At 70.6% G+C, this 19,958-nt stretch carries 10 protein-coding genes; 3 read left to right on the plus strand and 7 right to left on the minus strand.

The features are described from left to right. Nucleotides 1–670 precede the first annotated feature (670 nt). Complete coding sequence (locus EU555_RS31825) at nucleotides 671–2,926, plus strand: TonB-dependent siderophore receptor (protein ID WP_135419345.1); 2,256 nt, start codon at nucleotides 671–673, stop codon at nucleotides 2,924–2,926. 8 nt (nucleotides 2,927–2,934) lie between these two features. On the opposite strand, the gene EU555_RS31830 is transcribed toward EU555_RS31825, so the two are convergent. The 7 genes from EU555_RS31830 to EU555_RS31860 form a co-directional block, all read right to left on the minus strand. After that, nucleotides 2,935–6,597, minus strand: coding sequence for a glycosyltransferase family protein (locus EU555_RS31830; RefSeq protein ID WP_135419346.1), 3,663 nt, complete (start codon nucleotides 6,595–6,597; stop codon nucleotides 2,935–2,937). Further along, the gene (locus EU555_RS31835) at nucleotides 6,594–7,568 is read right to left on the minus strand and encodes a CgeB family protein (RefSeq protein WP_135419347.1); all 975 of its coding nucleotides are present in this window, start codon (nucleotides 7,566–7,568) and stop codon (nucleotides 6,594–6,596) included. Before EU555_RS31835 ends, EU555_RS31830 begins: the two co-directional genes overlap by 4 nt. Nucleotides 7,569–8,335: 767 nt before the next feature. Continuing rightward, nucleotides 8,336–10,312, minus strand: coding sequence for a transketolase family protein (locus EU555_RS31840; RefSeq protein WP_135419348.1), 1,977 nt, complete (start codon nucleotides 10,310–10,312; stop codon nucleotides 8,336–8,338). 118 nt (nucleotides 10,313–10,430) lie between these two features. Next, nucleotides 10,431–11,579: an acyl-CoA dehydrogenase family protein gene (locus tag EU555_RS31845; protein WP_135419349.1), complete on the minus strand. Its 1,149-nt coding sequence runs from the start codon at nucleotides 11,577–11,579 to the stop codon at nucleotides 10,431–10,433. 243 nt (nucleotides 11,580–11,822) lie between these two features. Continuing rightward, nucleotides 11,823–13,031 carry a pimeloyl-CoA dehydrogenase large subunit gene (gene pimC, locus EU555_RS31850; protein ID WP_135419350.1) on the minus strand — a complete coding sequence of 403 codons (1,209 nt, stop codon included), beginning with the start codon at nucleotides 13,029–13,031 and terminating at the stop codon, nucleotides 11,823–11,825. Nucleotides 13,032–13,264: 233 nt separating this feature from the next. Then, nucleotides 13,265–15,349, minus strand: a complete 2,085-nt coding sequence (locus tag EU555_RS31855) for a 3-hydroxyacyl-CoA dehydrogenase NAD-binding domain-containing protein (RefSeq protein WP_135419351.1) — start codon at nucleotides 15,347–15,349, stop codon at nucleotides 13,265–13,267. Between the two features lie 76 nt (nucleotides 15,350–15,425). Next, nucleotides 15,426–16,628 (minus strand): acetyl-CoA C-acyltransferase, encoded by a 1,203-nt coding sequence (locus EU555_RS31860; RefSeq protein ID WP_135419352.1) that lies wholly within the window; start codon nucleotides 16,626–16,628, stop codon nucleotides 15,426–15,428. 245 nt (nucleotides 16,629–16,873) lie between these two features. Between EU555_RS31860 and EU555_RS31865 the strand changes: the two genes are divergently transcribed. Beyond that, nucleotides 16,874–17,647 carry an SDR family oxidoreductase gene (locus EU555_RS31865; RefSeq protein WP_135419353.1) on the plus strand — a complete coding sequence of 258 codons (774 nt, stop codon included), beginning with the start codon at nucleotides 16,874–16,876 and terminating at the stop codon, nucleotides 17,645–17,647. A 64-nt stretch (nucleotides 17,648–17,711) separates the two neighbouring features. Beyond that, entirely contained in the window at nucleotides 17,712–19,454 is a 1,743-nt protein-coding gene (locus EU555_RS31870; RefSeq protein WP_135419354.1) for a class I adenylate-forming enzyme family protein, read from the plus strand. Nucleotides 19,455–19,958: the final 504 nt, after the last annotated feature.

Genomic DNA, 19,958 nt, shown 5'->3' on the forward strand with positions numbered 1-19,958 from the left:
CACTGCCGGCATGATGAACCTGGACGAGCGCCCGTTTCCGCGATGCGCGGATAGGACTTTTCGCGATCAGACCGCGTTTAACGCCGCCGCGGCGAAGACCGCCGATCTGCGGCGTGAGGTCGTTCCACAGCATCGTCTAGGCTCGTCGCCTCTCTCGCGTGTCGCTGACGCGGTCGATGGAAAGAAACAAACTCGCTGGCGATACCGGGTCGGAGTTTGAGTCACCCTGCATGCACCGGCGGATCGTGCGGTGCTCAATGCCTTCCTCTTCCAGACCTGTCAAGGAGGGAATTGTCGAGTGTCACTTACAGAACAATACGGCACGTCGAAGCACGATATCAATCATGCGAGTTCAAGCTGAAATCGAGCGGAGTCTTGAAGCGACTGTGTCGGTGCAACGGAGCCGGAGGCGGGATGCGTCGGCCGCGTCGGCACGGCGCGAGGGACCGGGTCGCCCCTCGGCCCTGTGGCGCCGGAGCGTCGCGAACGGGCGTTGCCGATATGCCACGTGCGCTAACAACGGCCGCCCAGAGGGGGATTCCGGATCCACCGTTCGCTCCGCCGTGCTAAAAAGCTAATCAGAACAACAACTTAGTATCATTCTAAAGAGCCGCGTCATCCCGGGCGAGCCTCGTCCGGGACAGGCCGACTCGTGCCCGAAGGTTCCGACATGCGTTCGCATCCCGACCTCGCCGCCCTGCGTCGCCACGGCCGCCGCGCCGCCTTCGGTGCGGCCCTTGCCGCTGGCGTCTCCCTGGCTTCCCTGACCGGCGCCGCCGCCCAGGAGGCGACGCCGCCCCGCCAGGGCGCGGCCGCCGGCGGCACGATCCAGCTCGAGGCGATCGACGTGGCCGGCAACGGTGCGCCCGCCGGGGGCACGGTCGCGACGGCCCGCCGGCAGGAGGATCCGCGCGGCCCGATCGAGGGCTACGTCGCCAAGCGCACGCTGACCTCGACCAAGACCGACACGCCGCTGATCGAGACCCCTCAATCGATCACCGTGATCGGGCGCGAGCAGCTCGATGCCTTGAAGCCGCAGCAGGTGGGCGAGGCGATCAGCTACTCGGCCGGCGTCTACGGCAATGTCTTCGGGCCCGACCCGCGCGTCGACTTCTTCCTGATCCGCGGCTTCACGGCGAACGACACCGGCCTGTACCGGGACGGGCTGCAGCTCTTCAATTACGGCTTCGCCTCCTACAAGGTCGATCCGTTCGGCCTCGAGCGCATCGACGTGCTGCGCGGCCCGGCCGCGGTGCTGTTCGGCCAGGGCGGACCCGGCGGCCTCGTCAACCTCATCAGCAAGAAGCCGCCCGTCGCGCCGCTGAACACTGTCGAGGTCGGCGGCGGCTCGTTCGGCCAGAAATACCTCGCCTTCGATGTCGGCGGTCCGGCCGACGAGGAGGGCCACTGGTTCTACCGCCTGACCGGCATAGGGCGGCAGGGCGGCACCCAGGTCGATCGCCTCGACGAGAACCGCGGCTACATCGCTCCGACCTTCACCTACCGGCCGGACGGCGCCACCACCTTCACGCTGTTGTCGAGCGTCCAGTACGACGATACCGGCCGCCTCAACGCGTTCCTGCCCTATTACGGGACGGTGCGGCCGACGGTGCTCGGCCTGCGCATCCGGCAGAATGACAACGTCTCGGATCCGTTCAACAACACCTATCGGCGTACCCAAGCGAATATCGGCTACGAGTTCGAGCACGTCTTCAACGATACCTGGACGTTTCGCCAGAACCTGCGCTATGCCTTCAGCGACTCGCTCGACGACGCGTTCCTGGGCGGCCTCGGCTACGCCGACCCGAACCAGACGCAGATCGCGCGCTACCGCTTCCGGGCGGCCTCGCGGGCGCGCCTGTTCAACGTCGACAACCAGGCGGTGGCCCGGTTCGACGACGGCCTGTTCAAGCACACGGTCCTGATCGGCCTCGACTACAAGAACTTCCAGCTCAACGACAACCAGGCCACCGGCGGCTTCGCGGGGACGCCGGTCGCGAACTTCAACATCATCACGCCGAATTACGGCAGCCCGAGCGTCCCGGTCGCGCCCTACCTCGTCAATGACGATGTGTTCCAGCAGCTCGGCCTGTACTTCCAGGATCAGGTCAAGCTCACGCCTGAGCTGACCCTGGTCGTGTCGGGTCGCGGCGACTTCACCTCGAACGAGGTCAACAACCGGCTCGCGAGCACGACGACGCGCCAGTCGGCCAACGCCTACACGCAGCGTTACGGGCTGATCTACAACTTCGACTTCGGCCTGGCGCCGTATGTCAGCTACGCGACCTTCTTCAACCCGCAGGTGGGCACGAATTTCTTCAGCCAGCCTTTCAAGCCGACCACCGGCGACCAGTACGAGGTCGGCGTCAAGTACGAGATCCCGGGCGCGAACGCCTTCCTGACGCTCGCCGCCTTCGACCTCGCCCTCGCCAACACCCTCACGGCCGACCCGACCAACCCTCTCAACCAGCTCCAGCTCGGCGAGACTCGCTCGCGCGGCTTCGAGGCACAGTTGGTGGCCAACATCACCAAGGACTTCAACGTCGTCGCGTCGTTCACGAGCTACAACCTCGCGATCACCAAGGGCGACGTCGGCACGATCGGCAAGACCCCGACCAACACGCCCGAGACCCTGGCCTCGGTCTTCGCCGACTACACCATCCCGACCGGCGACTGGGCCGGCTTCGGCTTCGGCGCCGGGGTGCGCTATGTCGGCCGCTCGTTCGCCGACGTCGACAACACCCTGAGGGTGCCCGAGCGCGCGCTGATCGACGCCGTGGTGCACTACACCCGCGACAACTGGCGCTTCGCGATCAATGCCGCCAACCTCACCGACAAGCGGTTCGTCTCGTCGTGCCAGTCGGTCACCGCCTGCTTCTACGGCGAGCAGCGCCGCATCACCGCGAGCCTCAGCTACAAGTGGTGAGGCGGGATTCAGGCCGGCGGGAGCTTCTCCGCAAGGTGACGCACGAAGCCCGACAGGGCGATCGCGCCACGCTCGGAGATCTGGAAGACCCGCAGCGTTCCGTCCTGGATCGCGGCGAGCGGCACCTGGAACTCGAAGCCGGCGGTCAGGGCGTCGGCCTCCCTCAGATGCGCGGCCACGTCCTGCCGGGTGACGCTCTCCACGACCATGAACCGGCGCTGGCCCCTTGCCCCCCAGCGGCTGATCCAGGCGAGCGGCCGGCCGCGCCCGGGCACGAAGCACCAGCCCGAGACCGTGACGAGGGTACCGAGCAGGGACGACGCCTCCTCCGCGACCGCGACTGCGTCGAGGCTCGGGCGGCTGCGCGCCCGTGGGATCCAGGGCCGGCGCAGGGCGAGCGGCGGCTCGGCGCCGACGAGGCAGGGGCGGGCGGTGGGCGCGACGAAGAGCGTGGTGCCTGTCTCGCGGAGTTCCGCCCCATCGTCATGCTCGACGAGGACCAGGAGGCGGTGATCGCCTGGCGGAAGATCGCGGACCTGCGCCTCGGCACCGACCCGCGGCGCTTCGTCCTGGTCGTGCCACGCCGCGTGGGTCCAGGCGGTGCCGGGCTCACCCTCGAGGACGAGGTAGGGCCGGCCGCGTCGCGCCCCGTCCGGAAGCCGGACCTCGATGCGGGTGAGGCCTCCCTGCCGCGCCACCGGCACGCCCTCGATGAGTTGCAGCCCGTGCGCCGCGACACTCGCCCGCTCCGCAATGCGGCGTAGACCGGCCTCCGGAACCGGCAAGCCGGCCCGCCACGGCGTGACGGGGCCCGGCGCGTCGAAACCCGGGGCCGTGAAGCGCGCGACGTCGGCGGCGACGGCAACGTGGTCGGGGAAGACCTGGAGCAGGTCGAGCGCGTAGGAGCCGCCGGGCAGCCCGGCGGTACGGACCTGCACCGAGAAGCCGGCCTGCTCGGCCCGGCCGGTGCCGAATCGGCCGGCGAGTTCGGGGCGGCGCTCGGGGGAGGCGCTGACGTAGCGCGTGGCCGGGCCCGAGCGCAGCCGCAGCCATGTCCGGGCCGGCCGGCCGGCCTCCGGCCGCCAGAGCCAGCCGCGCAAGGAGAGACTCTCGACGGCCGCGATGGCGCCGATGCGGCCGGGCAGGCGCTGGCCGTCGGCGACGAGGTCGGCGATCTCCCAGGACAGGCCGGGATCGCTCGGCGCCAGCGTCCGCTCGGGCAGAACCGCATCCGACGCCGGCAGGGCGTCGACGGCGACGCTCGCCTCGGTTGCCCCGTCCCAGACCATGGCCGGGTTGGTCCAATCGGGATGGTTGACACGAAAGCCCAGATCGAAGGCCGAAAGGGTGCACGGTGCCGCCGGATCGCCCGGAGCGGCATGGGGTGCGGGGTGGGCGGCGATGAGGTCGCGGTAGAGGTCGGACACCGCCGCGGCGTGCTCGGCCAGCGTCGGCAAGGTCTTCTGGCGGATCGCGCCACGCAGGCGGGCGACGAGGGCGGGGTCGTGCGCGAGGCGCCGAAGGGCCTGGCGCACCGCGCCCGAATCGCCGGGCGGCACCTTGAGCCCGTCGACGCCGTCGGTGACCCGCTCGCCCGGCGCGCCGAGATCAGCGACGATCGGGATCAGGCCCGCCCGCCACGCCTCGGTGAGCGAGATCATGTAGGTCTCGGGCCACAGCGAGAGGTGGAGCGACGCATCGCATTCCGCGAGCAGCGCCGGCACCTCGTCCCGGGTGTAGCCGCCGCGCAGGCGCAGGCGCTCTCCCGCCAGCGCCTCGAAGGCGGCGACGAGGTAGGCCTCCACGTAGCCCAGCACCTCGAACACCACGTCGTCCCCCGCCATGATGCGGACGAGTTCGATCAGGGTCTTGGCGCCCTTGTGGTCGACGACATTGCCGAGCACCGCCACCCGCAGGGGGCCGGGCGTCCTGGCCTCGGGCGCTGGCGGCGGCAGGTCGGCCGGTCCGGCATCCACCATCTCGATGACGGCGACCCGGGCCGTCGCCTCGGGGTAGAAGGCCCGAACATAGGCTGCGGTCGCCGGCGTGCTCGTCACGAAGGCGTCGACACTCGCGAGCATCCGCGCCACGAAGCCGTCGCGCCGCGCCTTGGCGCCGGCGGGCAGTTGCTCGGCGGTGGACAGGCAGCCGTCGCATTGCCGGCTGCCGCGATGAACGACGTCGCAGAACACGCCGTGCTGGTTCATCAACGTGTAGCGGCTGCAGATCAGGAAGAAGTCGTGCAACTGCATCACCACGGGCACGCCGTGGGCCCGGGCGATCGTCGGCAGGCTCAGCGGCAGACCGAGCAGGTGGTGGACGTGGATGAGGTCGATGCGGCGCTCGACCAGGATGCGCTCGAACAGGACCTCGATCTCGGGGCTCGCAAGCAGCCGCTCCGCCGGCGGGATCGGCAGCGCCTCCGAGGCGACGCCCTCGTCGAGGCGCATCATCCAAGCCCCGTCCTCGAAGGAGGGGTAGAGGAAGAGGCAGTCGAAGCCGTCGAGCGCCGCGGCGAGCTGCTCCTGGTAGAACTCCACCCCGCCGCCCTGGCGTCTCCCGACCCGGTTGTGGGCGACGAAGAGCAGGCGGGGCTTGGCGGGTCCGGGCGAGATCCTGCGCGTGGGGGAGCGGGCCCCGCGCCACGTCCCGTCCTCCGCGATGCGACTCGACGGAGCAGGAGCCTGCAGCTCCCGCACCGCCCGCAGGATGACGTCGACCCGGTGGTCGTAGAGGTGCTCGGCACGGGTGCGGGCGCGGGCGCGCTCGGCCATGACGATGCGGCCTTCGGGATCGGCCAGCATGGCGGTCACGGCGGGAACGACGTCGTCCTCGGCGCAGGCGCGGACCTCGCGGTCGGCCTCGTAGTAGGTGAAGGTCTCGGGGTCGGCGCCGACGACGAGTTGCGCCCCGCCGGCGAGCGCGACCTCGAACAGCCGCGGCGGCGGCGTCGTGCCCGAGGGCGTCTCGTCGGCACCGGCGGTGAAGATCCGGGGCAGGGTCAGCACCACCCGGCTGCGGTTGGCGAACCGGGCGAAATCCGCGTTGCCGCAGCGCCAGTCGACGATCAGGTCGTCGCGCACCAGTACCGGCCGAGGCAGGTAGGCGTTCGCCGGAAGCGCGACCTTCACCCGCAGGTCGCGGGGAAAGGCCGACAGGATCCGGTTGAGCGTCGCGACGCGATTCGGCCAAGCGGTGCCGACGAAGAGAAGGTCGTAGCGGTACTCCGCGTCGTCCGGCCGGACGGGCAGGTCTTGGAACAGCGTGGTCGCCGCGAGGGGCAGGTGCCGGGCATGGGCGCCGTAGCGGGCGAGCGAGCCGCGGTCGTTGGTGAAGACGAGGTCGAAGCAACCCGAGAGGCGGGCATTCGCGGCGCTCAGGTAGGGATCCTCGGTGGTCCAGAGCGCGCTGGCGCGCGCGAGCGCGCAGAGACGGGCCAGGAGCGCGTGGTGCCGGCTCGCGCCGCCCAGAGCGAGGAAGAGATCGAAGCGTTCGCCTCGCGCCAGCGCTGCCTGGGCCAGCGTCGCCGCGTCGGCGTGGGTCGCGCGCACCACCCGCCCGACGGCCGGGTGCCGCCGGAGGGCGTCCGCGACCGCGAGGGCGATGTAGGCGTTGCTGGTACTCGGCTCCGTGTCGAGGAGGAGCACGGAGTGCGGCACGGGTCCGGTCATGCGGCCATCACCGCCAGGATGGTCCGTGCGCGGTGGGCATAGGTGTGGGCGTCGAGCGCCCGGGCCCGGGCGCGCTCCGCCATCGCCTCGAAGGCGGCGGGCTCGCGATGGGAGCGCGCGATGGCGTCATCGATTTCGAGGACGTCGTCGAAGAGCAGGATCTCGCGGCCCTCCTCGAAATAGTCCAGGATCTCGAGGCCGGCGGCGAAGCAGAGCTGCGGCGCCCCGGCCAGGGCCGCCTCGAAGACCCGCGGCCCCGGGGTCGAGGCGGGCAGCCGGAAGCGCCGGTTGGCGATGTCGAGGTCGCGGCCGATCGCGAGGGTGAGGCGCGCCGCGCTCGCCCGGTCGGCCATACCGGAGGGAGTGAGGCGGGTGTTCTCGGCGAAGGGGAGGGAGGCCGGCCAGCCCGCGCCGCGAACCTCGACCCGGCGCGCCGCCAGGCTCGCCTGGGCGCGCTCCAGGAGGGCGATCCGGTTGGGGAAGGCGGCGCCGCAGAAGAACAGGTCGAGGGCGCGCTGCGCCATCGGCCGCACCGGCCTGTCGTGGGTCCGCCGGCAGGCGGCGAGCGGCAGGTGCGAGACCGAGGAATGCCGGTAATGCGGCAGGGCCCAGCGGTCGTTGGTGAAGACGTGGTCGGCGAGATCCTCCGCCCGGGGGGCGTAGTCGAACTCGTAGGGGTCGTCGTGCAGCCAGAAGGCGAGGCGCGCCCCGGCCCGGCGAACGCCACGTGCCAGGGCGCGCAGGTCGGCCGCATCGACCGCGACGCTGCCGAGCGCCACGACGAGACTCGGGCCGAACTCCGCGACGGCGTCCTCGGCGAGCTCCAGCGGGCTCGCTCGCACCGCCGGCGCGCCGAGCACATCCTCGAAGCCGCCGCGCAGGGCGTCGCGGATCGTCGCGTTGTGGTTCACCGCGTCCGGGCTTGTGCTCACCACCAGGACCTTCGCGGGAGACACGCCTTTCAGAACCATGCGGACCCGCTGCTGGTGGAGGGAGCGGCGGATCCCGAACACGCAAAAGCCGCCGAGATCAAGGCGTGCCGCGCGGCTCGCGAATCCGCCGACAGCATTTTCCCGAGGGACCTGCCACGGTCCCGGACGCGGCTCGACGGGCGCCGCCGCGCGAGCAGCGGGTGGATCGGGCGTCGCTCGGCCGCGCCGTGCTCGACGTCGTGGTGCCAGGCGTCTCGCACCCGCTCGGTGACGTCGTCGTAGCGCGCCCGGTGACTGCCGGGATCGAACAGCGGATGCGGCGCGTTCGTGAAGCCCGATCGGCGGCACGCCCGGCAGGCCGCCCGGCCGCGGGTCAGGCCGCCGACATCGCCCCGCGTGACGGCCTTGACCGGAAAGCTGCGTCGTCCCGCCGCCGCGCATCGTCTTTTGCCGCCTGGGCAGGCCCCGGCGCGTCCGGGCGCTGACTTACGCGGACCCGCATCGGCACGCCAGCGCTCGCAACGGACGGCGCGGCATCACGTCGGCCCGGCAGCCTTGCCCCGTCCGGTGGCCGCGATCCACGAGGTTGCGGCCTGGAGGCCTTGACCGGCGCGAACATTCCATAATGTTGCTTATGCGAATTGCGTCTGTCGGCGCAAAGTTAAAGTGTCCCTCCTGAGCCGAGACGAAACGGCACACCTCGTCGCGCCGGAGAGCGGCGCCGGCGAGCGATGTCCTGTGCGGAGGAACCTCGATGCGGGCGCGACCGACGTCCCGGACGAACGACAGCCTGAGACGTCGGGACCCTACAGCCTTGCCCGCACCTCCTCCACCACCCGCTCCGACGTGAAGCCGAAATGCCGGGCGAGGTCGGCCTCCGCTCCAGAGGCGCCGTAGCCGCTCATGCCGACGAAGCCGCCCTCCTCGCCGAGGTAGCGGTCCCAGCCGAGGCGCACCGCGGCCTCGATCCCGACCCGGACGGTGCCGGGGCCGAGCGTGGCGCGGCGGTACGCGGCGTCCTGGCGCTCGAACAGCTCCCAGGACGGCATCGAGACGACCGCCGTCGGGACACCCTCCTGCTCGAGCCGGCGGCGGGCCTCGACGGCGAGCGCCACCTCGGAACCGGTGGCGAGCAGCGTGACCCGCCGGGCGGCGGACGCCTCCTCCAGCACGTAGGCGCCGCGTGCCGAGCGGTTCTCCGAGCCCGCGTCGCGCCGCATTGCGGGCAGCGCCTGGCGGGCGAAGATCAGCGAGGACGGTCCTTCGCGGTTCCGGAGTGCGATCTCCCAGCACTCCGCCGCCTCGACGGCATCGGCCGGGCGCAGGACCAGCATGTTGGGGATGGCGCGCAGCGACGCCAGGTATTCCACCGGCTGGTGCGTCGGCCCATTGCGGCCGATATGGACCGAATCGTGGCTGAACACGAACGGCACCGGCAGCCCCATCATGGCGGCGAGGCGTAAAGTCGGGCGCAGGTAGTCGGAGAAGACCAGGTAGGTGACGCCGACCGGCACGACCCCGCCATGGGCGGCCATGCCGTTCATCATCGCCCCCATGGCGTGCTCGCGGATGCCGTAATGGACGTAGCGCCCGCCCTGGTCCTCGGCCGTGAAGGCTTTCAGGCTGCGCTTGTGCTGGGTCGCGCCCTCGAGGTCCGGCGCGCCGGACAGGAGTTCGGGGATGGCGTCCGCGAGGCGGTCGACCAGCGCGCCCGACAGGGCGATGCCGGATTGCGCCTGGCCCGACCGCACGGCCTCGTCGCGGAAGGCGTGCAAGGGGGCTTCCCATCCCTCCGGCAGCCGGCCCTCGCGCAGGCGGTCGAGCAGGCGCCGGCGCTCCGGCGGCAAAGCGGCGACCCGGCGCGTCCAGGACTCGAAGGCCGGCGCGTTCCGCTCCCCCGCCGCCCGCCAGGCGGCGCGGATCTCGTCCGGGATCGCGAAGGCGGGGTGGGTCCAGTTCAGGGCCGCGCGGGCGGCGGCGCTCAACGAGGCCGGAATGCGGGCGGAATGGGCCGCCCGGGTGCCTTCGACGCCGGGCAGGCCGCGGCCGATCACGGTGGTGCAGCGGATCATCGAGGGGCGCGGATCGGCCTTGGCGAGGAGCAGGGCCGCCGAGACAGCCTCGCTGTCGTGGCCGTCGACCTCCTGGACGTGCCAGTGGCTCAGCAGGAACCGCGCCGCCATGTCGTCGCTCAGCGCGAGGTCGATCGCGCCGTCGTCGGTCATCCGGTTGTCGTCCCAGAGAAACGTGAGCTTGCCCAAACGCAGGTGCCCGGCGAGGGAGATCACCTCCTGGCCGACGCCCTCCTGCAGGCAGCCGTCGCCGACCAGCGCGTAGGTGCGATGGTCGACGAGATCGGGACCGAGCCAGCGGTTGAGATAGGCCTCCGCCAGCGCCATGCCGGCGGCGTTGGCGATGCCCTGGCCGAGCGGCCCGGTGGTGGTCTCGATGCCGTGGGCCGGGGCGTATTCCGGGTGGCCCTCGCAGGGCGAGCCGAGCTCGCGGAATCGCTTGATGTCGTCAAGCCCGATACCCTCGTAGCCGCTGAGATGCAGCAGCGCATAGAGCAGCATCGAGCCGTGGCCGTTCGACAGGACGAAGCGGTCGCGGTCGAACCACAGGGGCTCGCGGGCCAGGAACTTGAGGTGGCGGGTGAAGAGCGCCGTCACCGTGTCGGCGGCGCCGAGCGGCGTGCCCGGATGCCCCTCGCCCACCCGCTCGATCGCGTCGATGGACAGGAAGCGGATCGCATCCGCGAGGGCGCGCGGATCGGTGCCGGTCATCAGGGGTCCCTCCCGGGGAATGCTGGGTGCTCTCGAGGCGCGATCACCCAACCGCCCCCCGGGGCGGAACTCAAACGAGGTTTTCTCGCGCTGAGATGAGCGCGATTCACCTCGCGCGTCAGGCGGCGATCAGCCCGCCCATCCGTGCGACCCGGCCGAGATGGTGGTCGGCGTCGCCGAACAGCTGGTCGATCATCGTGACCCGCTTGAAGTAGTGGCCGACGCTGTACTCCATCGTCACGCCGACGCCGCCATGGAGCTGCACCGCGCCCTGGCCGACGATGCGGCCGGAGCGGCCGATCTGCACCTTGGCGCCGGCGATCGCCCGAGCGCGCTCCTCGGCGTCCTCCTCGCCCGCCATCATGGTGGCGAGAAACGCCATCGAGCGGGCCTGTTCCAGGGCGATGAACATGTCGGCGGCCCGGTGCTGCAGCACCTGGAACGAGCCGATCGTCACGCCGAACTGCTTGCGGGTCTTCAGGTACTCGACCGTCAGCCGGTGCATCCGGTCCATGGCACCGACCGCCTCGGCGCAGAGCGCGGCGATCGCCTCGTCGGTCACCCGCTCGATCACCGGCAGGCCGCCGGCCGGATCGCCGATCACGGCGGCCGCCCCGACCCGGACCGAGGACAGCGAGACTTCCGCCGCCCGCATCCCGTCCTGGGTCGGGTAGCCGCGGCGCGAGACGCCCTCGGCGTTGGCCTCCACCAGGAACAGGCCGATCCCGTCGCGGTCGCGCCGCGAGCCGGAAGTCCGGGCCGAGACGATGAGCCGGTCGGCGCTGTCGCCGTGCAGGACCAGGGACTTCTCCCCCTCCAGGACCCAAGCATCGCCGTCGCGGCGCGCGGTGACGCCGACGTCGTTGAGGTCGTAGCGGGCCTGGCGCTCGCTATGCGCGAGGGCGTAGCGGGTCTCGCCGGCGATGAGGCCGGGCAGCCACTCGGCCCGCTGCTCCGCACTCGCCGCATGGCGCAGCACGCCGCCGGCGAGCACCACGGTGGCGAGGTAGGGTTCGAGGGCGAGCGCGCCGCCGAACGCCTCCATGACGATCATCGTCTCGACCGGCCCGCCGCCGATGCCGCCATCCTCCTCGGAGAACGGCACCGCGAGCAGGCCCTGCTCGGCGTAAGCCGCCCACATCGCCTTCGAGAAGCCCTCCGGCTCCTTCCCGTGGCGCTTGCGGGCCTCGAAGTCGTAGCGGTCGGCCAGCAGCCGCTCGACGCTGTCCTTGAGGAGGCGCTGCTCCTCGCTCAGATCGAAATCCATCGGGTCGTTTCCGTTCTCGCCGGTCTCGAATGGCGGCTCTGTTCGATTGTCCCACTCGCGACCTCATCCTGAGGTGCGACCCAGGGGAGCCTCGAAGGAGGGCTCCAGGGATCACGGAGACCCCTGGAGCCCTCCTTCGAGGTCAGTCGATCATGGATCGACTGACGCCTCAGGATGAGGTCTCGCATTGGAGAGGCCGAGTCGTCCTGTTCGTCGGCTTTGCTTCCATGCCTCGACCGCGCCTCAAAGCCCCAGGATCGCCTTCGCGATGATGTTCTTCTGGATCTCGTTCGAGCCGCCGTAGATCGAGATCTTGCGCCAGTTGAAGTAGGTCGGCGCCGCGGGTCCCGCCCAGTCCGGGCCGACCGGCGGCTCGTTGCTCAAGGACCCGTCGTCCTCGTCCTCCGGCACGAACGGCAGCGCGTAGGGGCCGACGACCTCGAGCAGCAGCTCGGTCGTCGCCTGCTGGATCTCCGAGCCCTTGATCTTGAGGATCGAGGAGGCCGGGTCCGGCTTGCCCTTCTCGCGGGTGCGCTCGGCGGCGACGACACGCAGCTGCGTCATCTCGAGCGCCTTCAGCTCGATCTCCAGCGCCGCCAGCTTCTCGCGGAAGCGCGGATTCTCGAGGATCGGCGTGTCGCCGACCCGCTCGAGCGCCGCCAGCTCCTTCAGGCGCCGGATGCGCTGCTTGGAGACCCCGACGCGGGCGATGTTGGTGCGCTCGTTGCCGAGCAGGAACTTGGCGTAGTCCCAGCCCTTGTTCTCCTGGCCGACCAGGTTCTCGACCGGCACCTCGACGTCGTCGAAGAAGACCTCGTTGACCTCGTGCCCGCCGTCGATGGTCTGGATCGGCCGCACGGTGATGCCCGGCGTCTTCATGTCGATGAGAAGGAAGCTGATCCCCTCCTGCTTCTTCACGGATGCGTCGGTGCGCACGAGGCAGAAGATCCAGTCGGCGTGCTGGCCGAGCGTGGTCCAGGTCTTCTGGCCGTTGACGACGTAGTGGTCACCGTCGCGGACCGCCTTGGTCTTGAGCGAGGCAAGGTCGGAGCCGGAGCCCGGCTCGGAGAAGCCCTGGCACCACCAGTCGTCGAGGTTGGCGATGCGGGGCAGGAAGTGCTTCTTCTGCGCGTCGTTGCCGAACTGCGCGATCACCGGCCCGACCATGTAGACGCCGAATTGCAGCGGCGACGGGGCCGGGAAGCTCTGGAGCTCGTCGAGGAAGATGTACTGGCGCACCGGATCCCAGCCGGTCCCGCCCCACTCGACGGGCCAGCTCGGCACCGCCCAGCCCTTCTTGTTGAGGATCTTCTGCCAGGTGACGATGTCGTCCTTCGACGGATGACGCCCGTCGATCATCTTCTGGCGGATCTCCTGCGGCAGGTTCTCCTGGAAGAAGGTGCGGACTTCCTGCCGGAAGGCGCGCTCCTCGGGTGTGAAGCGAAGGTCCATGGGATGCCTCCTAGATCGTGTATTATCTCGAATAAGCTCGACGCCCGCCCCCTCCCCCCTCTGCGGGGGAGGGTGCCCGGCGGAGCCGGGCGGGAGAGGGGACGCCGTGTCCGGAGAGGTCGCGCGCTTGTTGAAGGGCGCCACCTGAAGCATCGTCGCGCTGCCCCTCTCCCGCCCCGCATCCGTGGGGCAGCCTCCCCCGCAGAGGGGGGAGGGTTACGGCGGTGTCGCGCCTACAGGTCCTTGAAGCCCTTGCCTTCCGCCGCCAGCCGCTCCAGCAGCGCCGACGGCTTGAACGCGTCGCCGTACTCGGCCTGGTAGGCGCGCAGGCGCTCCAGCACCTTCGGCAGCCCGACCGTGTCGGCCCAGAACATCGGGCCACCCCGGTAGACCGGCCAGCCGTAGCCGTTGATCCACACGATATCGATGTCGGAGGCCCGGATCGCCTTGCCCTCCTCGAGGATCTTCGCGCCCTCGTTGACCATCGGGTAGAGGGTGCGCTCCAGGATCTCCTGGTCGGTCGCGTCCCGGCGCTTGACGCCCTGGCGCTCGGCGACCTTGGCGATGATCTCCTCGGTGACCTTGGAGGGCGTCGCCTTGCGCCTGGCGTCGTAGTCGTAGAAGCCGGCGCCGGTCTTCTGGCCGCGGCGGTCCTGCTCGCAGAGGAGGTCGCGGACGCTCTCCGACTTGTTGGTCTCCCGGCTCCAGCCGATGTCGAGGCCGGCGAGGTCGCTCATCGTGAACGGGCCCATCGGCAGGCCGAACTCGTAGATCACCCGATCGACGTCCCAGGGGGTGACGCCTTCGAGGATCAGGCGGTTCGCCTCGCGCTGGCGCTCGGCCAGCATCCGGTTGCCGACGAAGCCGTGGCAGACACCGACCAGCACCGGGATCTTGCCGACCTTCCGGCCGATCTGCATCGCGGTGGCGATGACGTCCTTCGCGGTCTTCTCGCCCCGCACGACCTCCAGGAGCCGCATGACGTTGGCCGGCGAGAAGAAGTGCATGCCGATCACGTCGGCCGGGCGATTGGTCATCGCGGCGATCGCGTCGATGTCGAGGTAGGAGGTGTTGGAGGCCAGGATCGCGCCGGGCTTGGCGATCCGGTCGAGCTTCGAAAAGATCTCCTTCTTGATGCCCATGTCCTCGAACACGGCCTCGATGATGAGGTCGCACTCGGCGAGCTTCTCCAGCTCCAGGGTGTCGGAGAGCAGGCCCATCCGGGTCTCGACGTCCTCCGGCCTGAGGCGCCCCTTCTTGGCGGTGTTCTCGTAGTTGGTGCGGATGGTCTTGAGGCCGCGGTCCAGCGCCTCGCGCTTCGTCTCGACGATCGTCACCGGGATGCCGGCGTTCAGGAAGTTCATCGAGATGCCGCCGCCCATCGTGCCGGCGCCGATGACGCCGACCCGGGCGATGGGGCGGGCGGGCGTGTCGTCCGGCACGTCCGGGATCTTGGCCGCTTGGCGCTCGGCGAAGAACACGTAGCGCTGCGCCGCCGACTGGGTGCCGGAGACGAGCTTCTGGAATTCCGCGCGCTCGAAGGCCAGGCCCTCGTCGAAGGGCAGCCGGCAGGCGGCCTCGATGCAGGCGATGCAGGCCTCCGGCGCCTCGAAGCCGCGGGTCTTGCGGGCATTCTCCTCGCGGAACGCCGCGAACAGGCCTGGGCTCTCGCGGCCTTCCGCGATCTTGTCGTTTCGGTCGCGGATCTTGGTGAGCGGCCGGCCTTCCGCGATCACCCGCTCGGCGAAGGCGACCGCGTGGGCGCGAAGAGAATCCTCCGGGGCCAGCTCGTCGATCAAGCCCATGCCGGCCGCCGCCTTGGCGCCGATCGGCGAGCCGCCGACGATCACCTCGAGGGCCTTGCGGGGCCCGACCACCCGCGGCAGGCGCTGCGTACCGCCCGCCCCCGGCAGGATGCCGAGCTTGACCTCCGGCAGGCCGACCTTGGCGGACGGCACCGCCACCCGGTAGTGGCAGGCGAGCGCGGTCTCGAGCCCGCCGCCCAGCGCGTTGCCGTGGATCGCCGCGACGACGGGCTTGGTCGAGGCCTCGACGCGGTTGAGGAGGTCGGGCAGGCTGATGCCGCTCTGCGGCTTGCCGAACTCGCTGATATCGGCCCCGGCCGAGAACATCCGGCCGCCGCCGATCAGCACGATCGCCTTCACGGCGGGATCGGCCTCCGCGGCCTCGAACGCCGTCAGGATGCCCTGGCGGAGCCCCGAGCCCAGCGCGTTCACGGGCCCCGATTGCAGCGTCAGCACCGCGACCGCCCCCTCGCGGGCGGTCGAGACGGGGTTGTCTTTCACCTCTTGAGCCATGTCGGCTTCGTCCCTCTGCCGGCGTCCTCCGGGCGCCTCTTGCCGGGCGCCGTCGCGAGCCGGATTTGTGGCAGGTTCAGTAGATCTCGAACAGGCCCGCGGCGCCCATGCCGCCGCCGACGCACATCGTCACGACGCCGTACCTGGCGCCGCGGCGGCGGCCTTCCAGCAGGATGTGACCGGTCATCCGCGCGCCCGACATGCCGTAGGGGTGCCCGATCGAGATCGCTCCGCCATTGACGTTCAGGCGCTCGTCCGGGATGCCGAGTCTGTCGCGGCAGTAGAGCACCTGGCTGGCGAAGGCCTCGTTCAGCTCCCACAGGTCGATATCCTCGACCTTCAGCCCGTGCTGCGCGAGGAGCTTCGGCACCGCGAAGACCGGGCCGATGCCCATCTCGTCCGGGTTGCAGCCGGCGACCGCCATGCCCCGATAGGCGCCGAGCGGCTTCAAACCGCGGCGCTCGGCCTCGCGCGCCTCCATCAGCACGACCGCCGCCGCACCGTCCGAGAGCTGGCTCGCGTTGCCGGCGGTGATGAACTGCCCTTCCTGGATGCGCTGGCCGTCCTTGAAGACGGGCTTGAGGCCCTGCAGGTCCTCCAGGCGGGTCTGCGGCCGGTTGCCCTCGTCCTGCGAGAGGGTGATCTCCTTGTGCGAGACCGCGCCGGTCGCCTTGTCGGCCACCGCCATGCGGGCGGTCATCGGCACGATCTCGTCGGCGAACCGGTTCTCGCTTTGCGCCTGCGCGGTCCTCTGCTGCGAGCGCAGGGCGTAGGCGTCCTGCGCCTCGCGGCTGATGCCGTAGCGCTCCGCCACATTCTCGGCGGTCTCGATCATCGTCATGTAGATCGCCGGCACGTGCTCGACGAGCCACGGATCCTGGCCGCGGAAGCGGTTGATCTTGTCGTTCTGGACGAGCGAGATCGACTCGAGCCCGCCGCCGACCGCGATGTCGAGCCCGTCGGTGATGATCTCCTTCGCCGCGGTGGCGATCGCCATCAGGCCGGAGGCGCATTGCCGGTCGAGGCTCATGCCGGCGACCGTCTCGGGCAGCCCGGCGCGCAGGGCCGCCTGGCGGGCGATGTTGCTGCCGGTCGCGCCCTGCTGGAGCGCCGCCCCCATCACCACGTCGCCGATCTCGGCCGGATCGATGCCGGCGCGCTGGACCGCGTGCGCGATGGCGTGGCCGCCGAGCGCCTGGGCCTGGGTATCGTTGAACGCGCCCCGGTAGGCCTTGCCGATAGGGGTGCGCGCGGTGGCGACGATGACGGCTTCCCGCATCTCAGGTTTCCTCCGAACGCCCCGTCCGCCGCTCTCGGGCGGGGCGGGGTTCTGCCGCATTATCGGGGATTGGGTATGGAGCCGCAAGGCCCCGAAAACCCGGGTCCGGATGAGGGGCAATGCCCCCGCTCCACCCTCCCTACGGCCGCGTTTTCGAAAACACGGCTTGCTTAATCGCCATACAGGGCTAAGGTCGCCCCAAAAGCAAGGCCTGTTTTGGCTGAAGCCGACAGGGAGGATGCCCCATGCAGACGCCGCTCTTCGACCTCACCGGCCGCGTCGCCATCGTCACCGGCTCGTCCCGCGGCATCGGCCGGGCCATCGCCGAGCGGCTGGCGGAGCACGGCGCCAAGGTCGTCATCTCGTCGCGCAAGGCGGAGGCCTGCGTGCCCGTGGCCGAGGCGATCAACGCCCGCCACGGCGAGGAGCGGGCTCATGTGATCCCGGCCAGCATCTCGTCGAAATCCGACCTCGAGCGCCTGGCGAGGGGCACCGAGGACCGCTTCGGCCGCATCGACGTGGTGGTCTGCAACGCTGCCTCGAACCCCTATTACGGGCCGATGAGCGGCATCTCCGACGAGCAGTTCCGGAAGATCCTCGACAACAACGTCATTGCCAGCCACTGGCTGATCGGCTTCTGCGCGCCGGGCATGATCGCCCGCAAGGACGGGTCGATCATCCTCGTGTCGTCGGTCGGCGGGCTGAAGGGCTCGGGGGTCATCGGCGCCTACAACGTCTCGAAGGCGGCGGACTTCCAGCTCGCCCGCAACCTCGCGGTCGAGCTCGGGCCCCACAACGTGCGGGTCAACTGCATCGCGCCGGGCCTGATCCAGACCGACTTCGCCCGCGCCCTGTGGGAGGACCCCAAGTCGCGGGCCGCCTACACGGCGCGCACGCCGCTCGCCCGCATCGGCCAGCCCGACGAGATCGCCGGGGCCGCGGTGTTCCTCGCGAGCCCGGCCGGCGCCTTCATGACGGGCCAGAGCATCGTGATCGACGGCGGCCAGACCATCACGTGAGATCCTGCACCCGACCGCCTCCCCTGCCCGCCTCGGAAAGCCCCCTTCAGTCACGAGTCCGCCGATGACCGAGCCGTCCGCCGCGACGCAGCCCGACTCCGAGAAAACCTGGCCCGCCCTCTCCCTCGCCGAGGCGACCGCGCGGCTGACCGCGCCGGGCTCGCCCTTCGCGGTCGCGGAGATCCCGATCCGCGGCGTGCCGACCCGGATCTGGGCCAGTGCGCCGGCGACCCTGCGGGACGTCTTCCTGGCCGGGCGGGCGCATGGGGACAAGACCTTCCTGGTCTACGAGGACGACCGGGCGAGCTTCGAGGCCTTCAGCCGCGCCACGCTGGCGCTGGCCCAGGACCTGATCCGCGGCGGCGTCAAGCCCGGGGACCGGGTGGCGGTCGCGATGCGCAACCTGCCGGAATGGCCGGTGGCGTTCTTCGCCGCGATCCTGGCCGGGGCGATCGCGACCCCGCTCAACGCCTGGTGGACCGGCCCCGAGCTCGACCACGGCTTCACCGATTCCGGCGCCTGCGTCGCCATCGTCGACGAGGAGCGCTGGGCGCGCATCAATGAGCGCCGCGGCGGCTACCCGGCGCTCGAGCGGGTGCTGATCGCCCGCGCGCCGGCGGCGCCCGGCACCGAGAGCCTGACCGACATCATCGGTGCCGTCGCGGATTGGGGCGCCCTGCCGGAAGGCCGCGTGCCCGACCTGCCCATCGATCCTGAGGACATCGCCACCCTGTTCTACACCTCCGGCACCACCGGCCGCTCCAAGGGGGCGATCGGCACGCAGCGCGCCGGCGCCAGCGGGGTGATGGCGCACCCCTTCTCCGCCGCCCGCGCCTTCCTGCGCCGGGGCGAAGCGGTGCCGGTGCCGGACCCGGCGGCGCCCCAGAAGGTCGCGCTGCTCTCGATCCCGCTTTTCCACGTCACCGGCTGCTTCGCCACGCTGGTGACCAACCTCTATCGCGGCGGGCGGCTGGTGATGATGCGCCGCTGGGACCTCGCCCGGGCGATGGTGCTGATCGAGCGCGAGCGCTGCACCAGCGCCGGTGGCGTGCCGACGATCGCGTTCCAGCTCCTCGACGGGATGGCGGCTGGCACCCACGACCTCTCCTCCCTCGAAACGATCAGCTACGGCGGCGCCCCCGCCCCGGCCGAGCTGGTGCGCCGCCTGCGCACCGCCTTCCCGCAAGCGCAGCCGGCGACCGGCTGGGGCATGACCGAGACCACCGCCACCTTCACCCACCACCAGGGCGAGGATTACGTCCACCGCCCCGACAGCTGCGGCCCTCCCCTGCCTGTCTGCGAGGCGAAGGTGATGGACCCGGAAGAAGTGCCCCTCCCCCCCGGCGAGGTCGGTGAATTGTGGGTCAAGGGGCCGGTCGTGGTCGCCGGCTACTGGAACCGGCCCGACGCCAATGCCGAGGTGTTTCGCGACGGCTGGCTGCGCACCGGCGACCTGGCACGCATCGACGCGGAAGGCTTCATCACCATCGTCGACCGGGTGAAGGACATGCTGATCCGCGGCGGCGAGAACATCTACTGCGCCGAGGTCGAGAGCGTCCTCCACGAGCACCCGGCCGTGGTCGACGCGGCCGTGGTCGGCCTCCCGCACCCGACCCTCGGCGAGGAGCCCGGCGCCGTGGTGGCGATCGCCCGCGGCCAGGAGGCGAGCGAGGAGGAGTTGCGCGCCTTCGTGGCCGGGCGGCTCGCGGCGTTCAAGGTGCCGGTGCGGATCCTGCTCCATGACGAGATCCTGCCCCGCAACCCGAACGGCAAGATCCTGAAGAATGAGCTGAAGCGGCTGTTCTGAGGTTCGGTTCGGCCGAACCGACGCCTCCATTGGTGCGCGATCGATGGCGGTGCCGCCGGCACGGACCAGGAACGTCGTCGGTCATGAGACTTGAATCCTGCGCGGCCATCCCCAGATAGGCTCAGCCGGCAGGCCGTTTCACGGCCCGCCGGCTCCCGACACCGGTGACGGTCGTGCAGGGGGACCGGAAGGTCCCCGGCGAGGCAGTCGGTTCGATCGCACACCGACCCGGTTCGGGCGTGTTGACAGGCGAGCCGGCTCCCCTTAAACGACCGCTCACCGACGGGGCGCCGAGACGAACGGCTCGGCCCCGAGGCACTACCCGACAGACGAGCAAGCAGAGGCCGGACAAACCTGGCGCTGTTGTCTGTTCTCTCGGGAACGAGATCTGGCCCCTGGCCCGATCAGCTCTTTGACAAGTGCATACGAGAAAGAGAAGCGTGGACGGCGTCGTCCCTGCGGGTCGGCCTTCTTGGGAGGGCCGGCTGTGAGTAGGATGATGCT

The organism is Methylobacterium nonmethylotrophicum (assembly GCF_004745635.1).
In the GTDB taxonomy this organism is placed as follows: Bacteria; Pseudomonadota; Alphaproteobacteria; order Rhizobiales; family Beijerinckiaceae; genus Methylobacterium; species Methylobacterium nonmethylotrophicum.

What these genes read in the sequence shown, in the direction of transcription:
- EU555_RS31860 (WP_135419352.1), bottom strand. Translation starts at nt 16,628, where the DNA reads ATGCGGGAAGCCGTCATCGTCGCCACCGCGCGCACCCCTATCGGCAAG.
- EU555_RS31865 (WP_135419353.1), top strand. Translation starts at nt 16,874, where the DNA reads ATGCAGACGCCGCTCTTCGACCTCACCGGCCGCGTCGCCATCGTCACC.
- EU555_RS31840 (WP_135419348.1), bottom strand. Translation starts at nt 10,312, where the DNA reads ATGACCGGCACCGATCCGCGCGCCCTCGCGGATGCGATCCGCTTCCTG.
- EU555_RS31830 (WP_135419346.1), bottom strand. Translation starts at nt 6,597, where the DNA reads ATGACCGGACCCGTGCCGCACTCCGTGCTCCTCCTCGACACGGAGCCG.
- EU555_RS31855 (WP_135419351.1), bottom strand. Translation starts at nt 15,349, where the DNA reads ATGGCTCAAGAGGTGAAAGACAACCCCGTCTCGACCGCCCGCGAGGGG.
- EU555_RS31825 (WP_135419345.1), top strand. Translation starts at nt 671, where the DNA reads ATGCGTTCGCATCCCGACCTCGCCGCCCTGCGTCGCCACGGCCGCCGC.
- EU555_RS31835 (WP_135419347.1), bottom strand. Translation starts at nt 7,568, where the DNA reads ATGGTTCTGAAAGGCGTGTCTCCCGCGAAGGTCCTGGTGGTGAGCACA.
- EU555_RS31870 (WP_135419354.1), top strand. Translation starts at nt 17,712, where the DNA reads ATGACCGAGCCGTCCGCCGCGACGCAGCCCGACTCCGAGAAAACCTGG.
- EU555_RS31845 (WP_135419349.1), bottom strand. Translation starts at nt 11,579, where the DNA reads ATGGATTTCGATCTGAGCGAGGAGCAGCGCCTCCTCAAGGACAGCGTC.
- pimC (WP_135419350.1), bottom strand. Translation starts at nt 13,031, where the DNA reads ATGGACCTTCGCTTCACACCCGAGGAGCGCGCCTTCCGGCAGGAAGTC.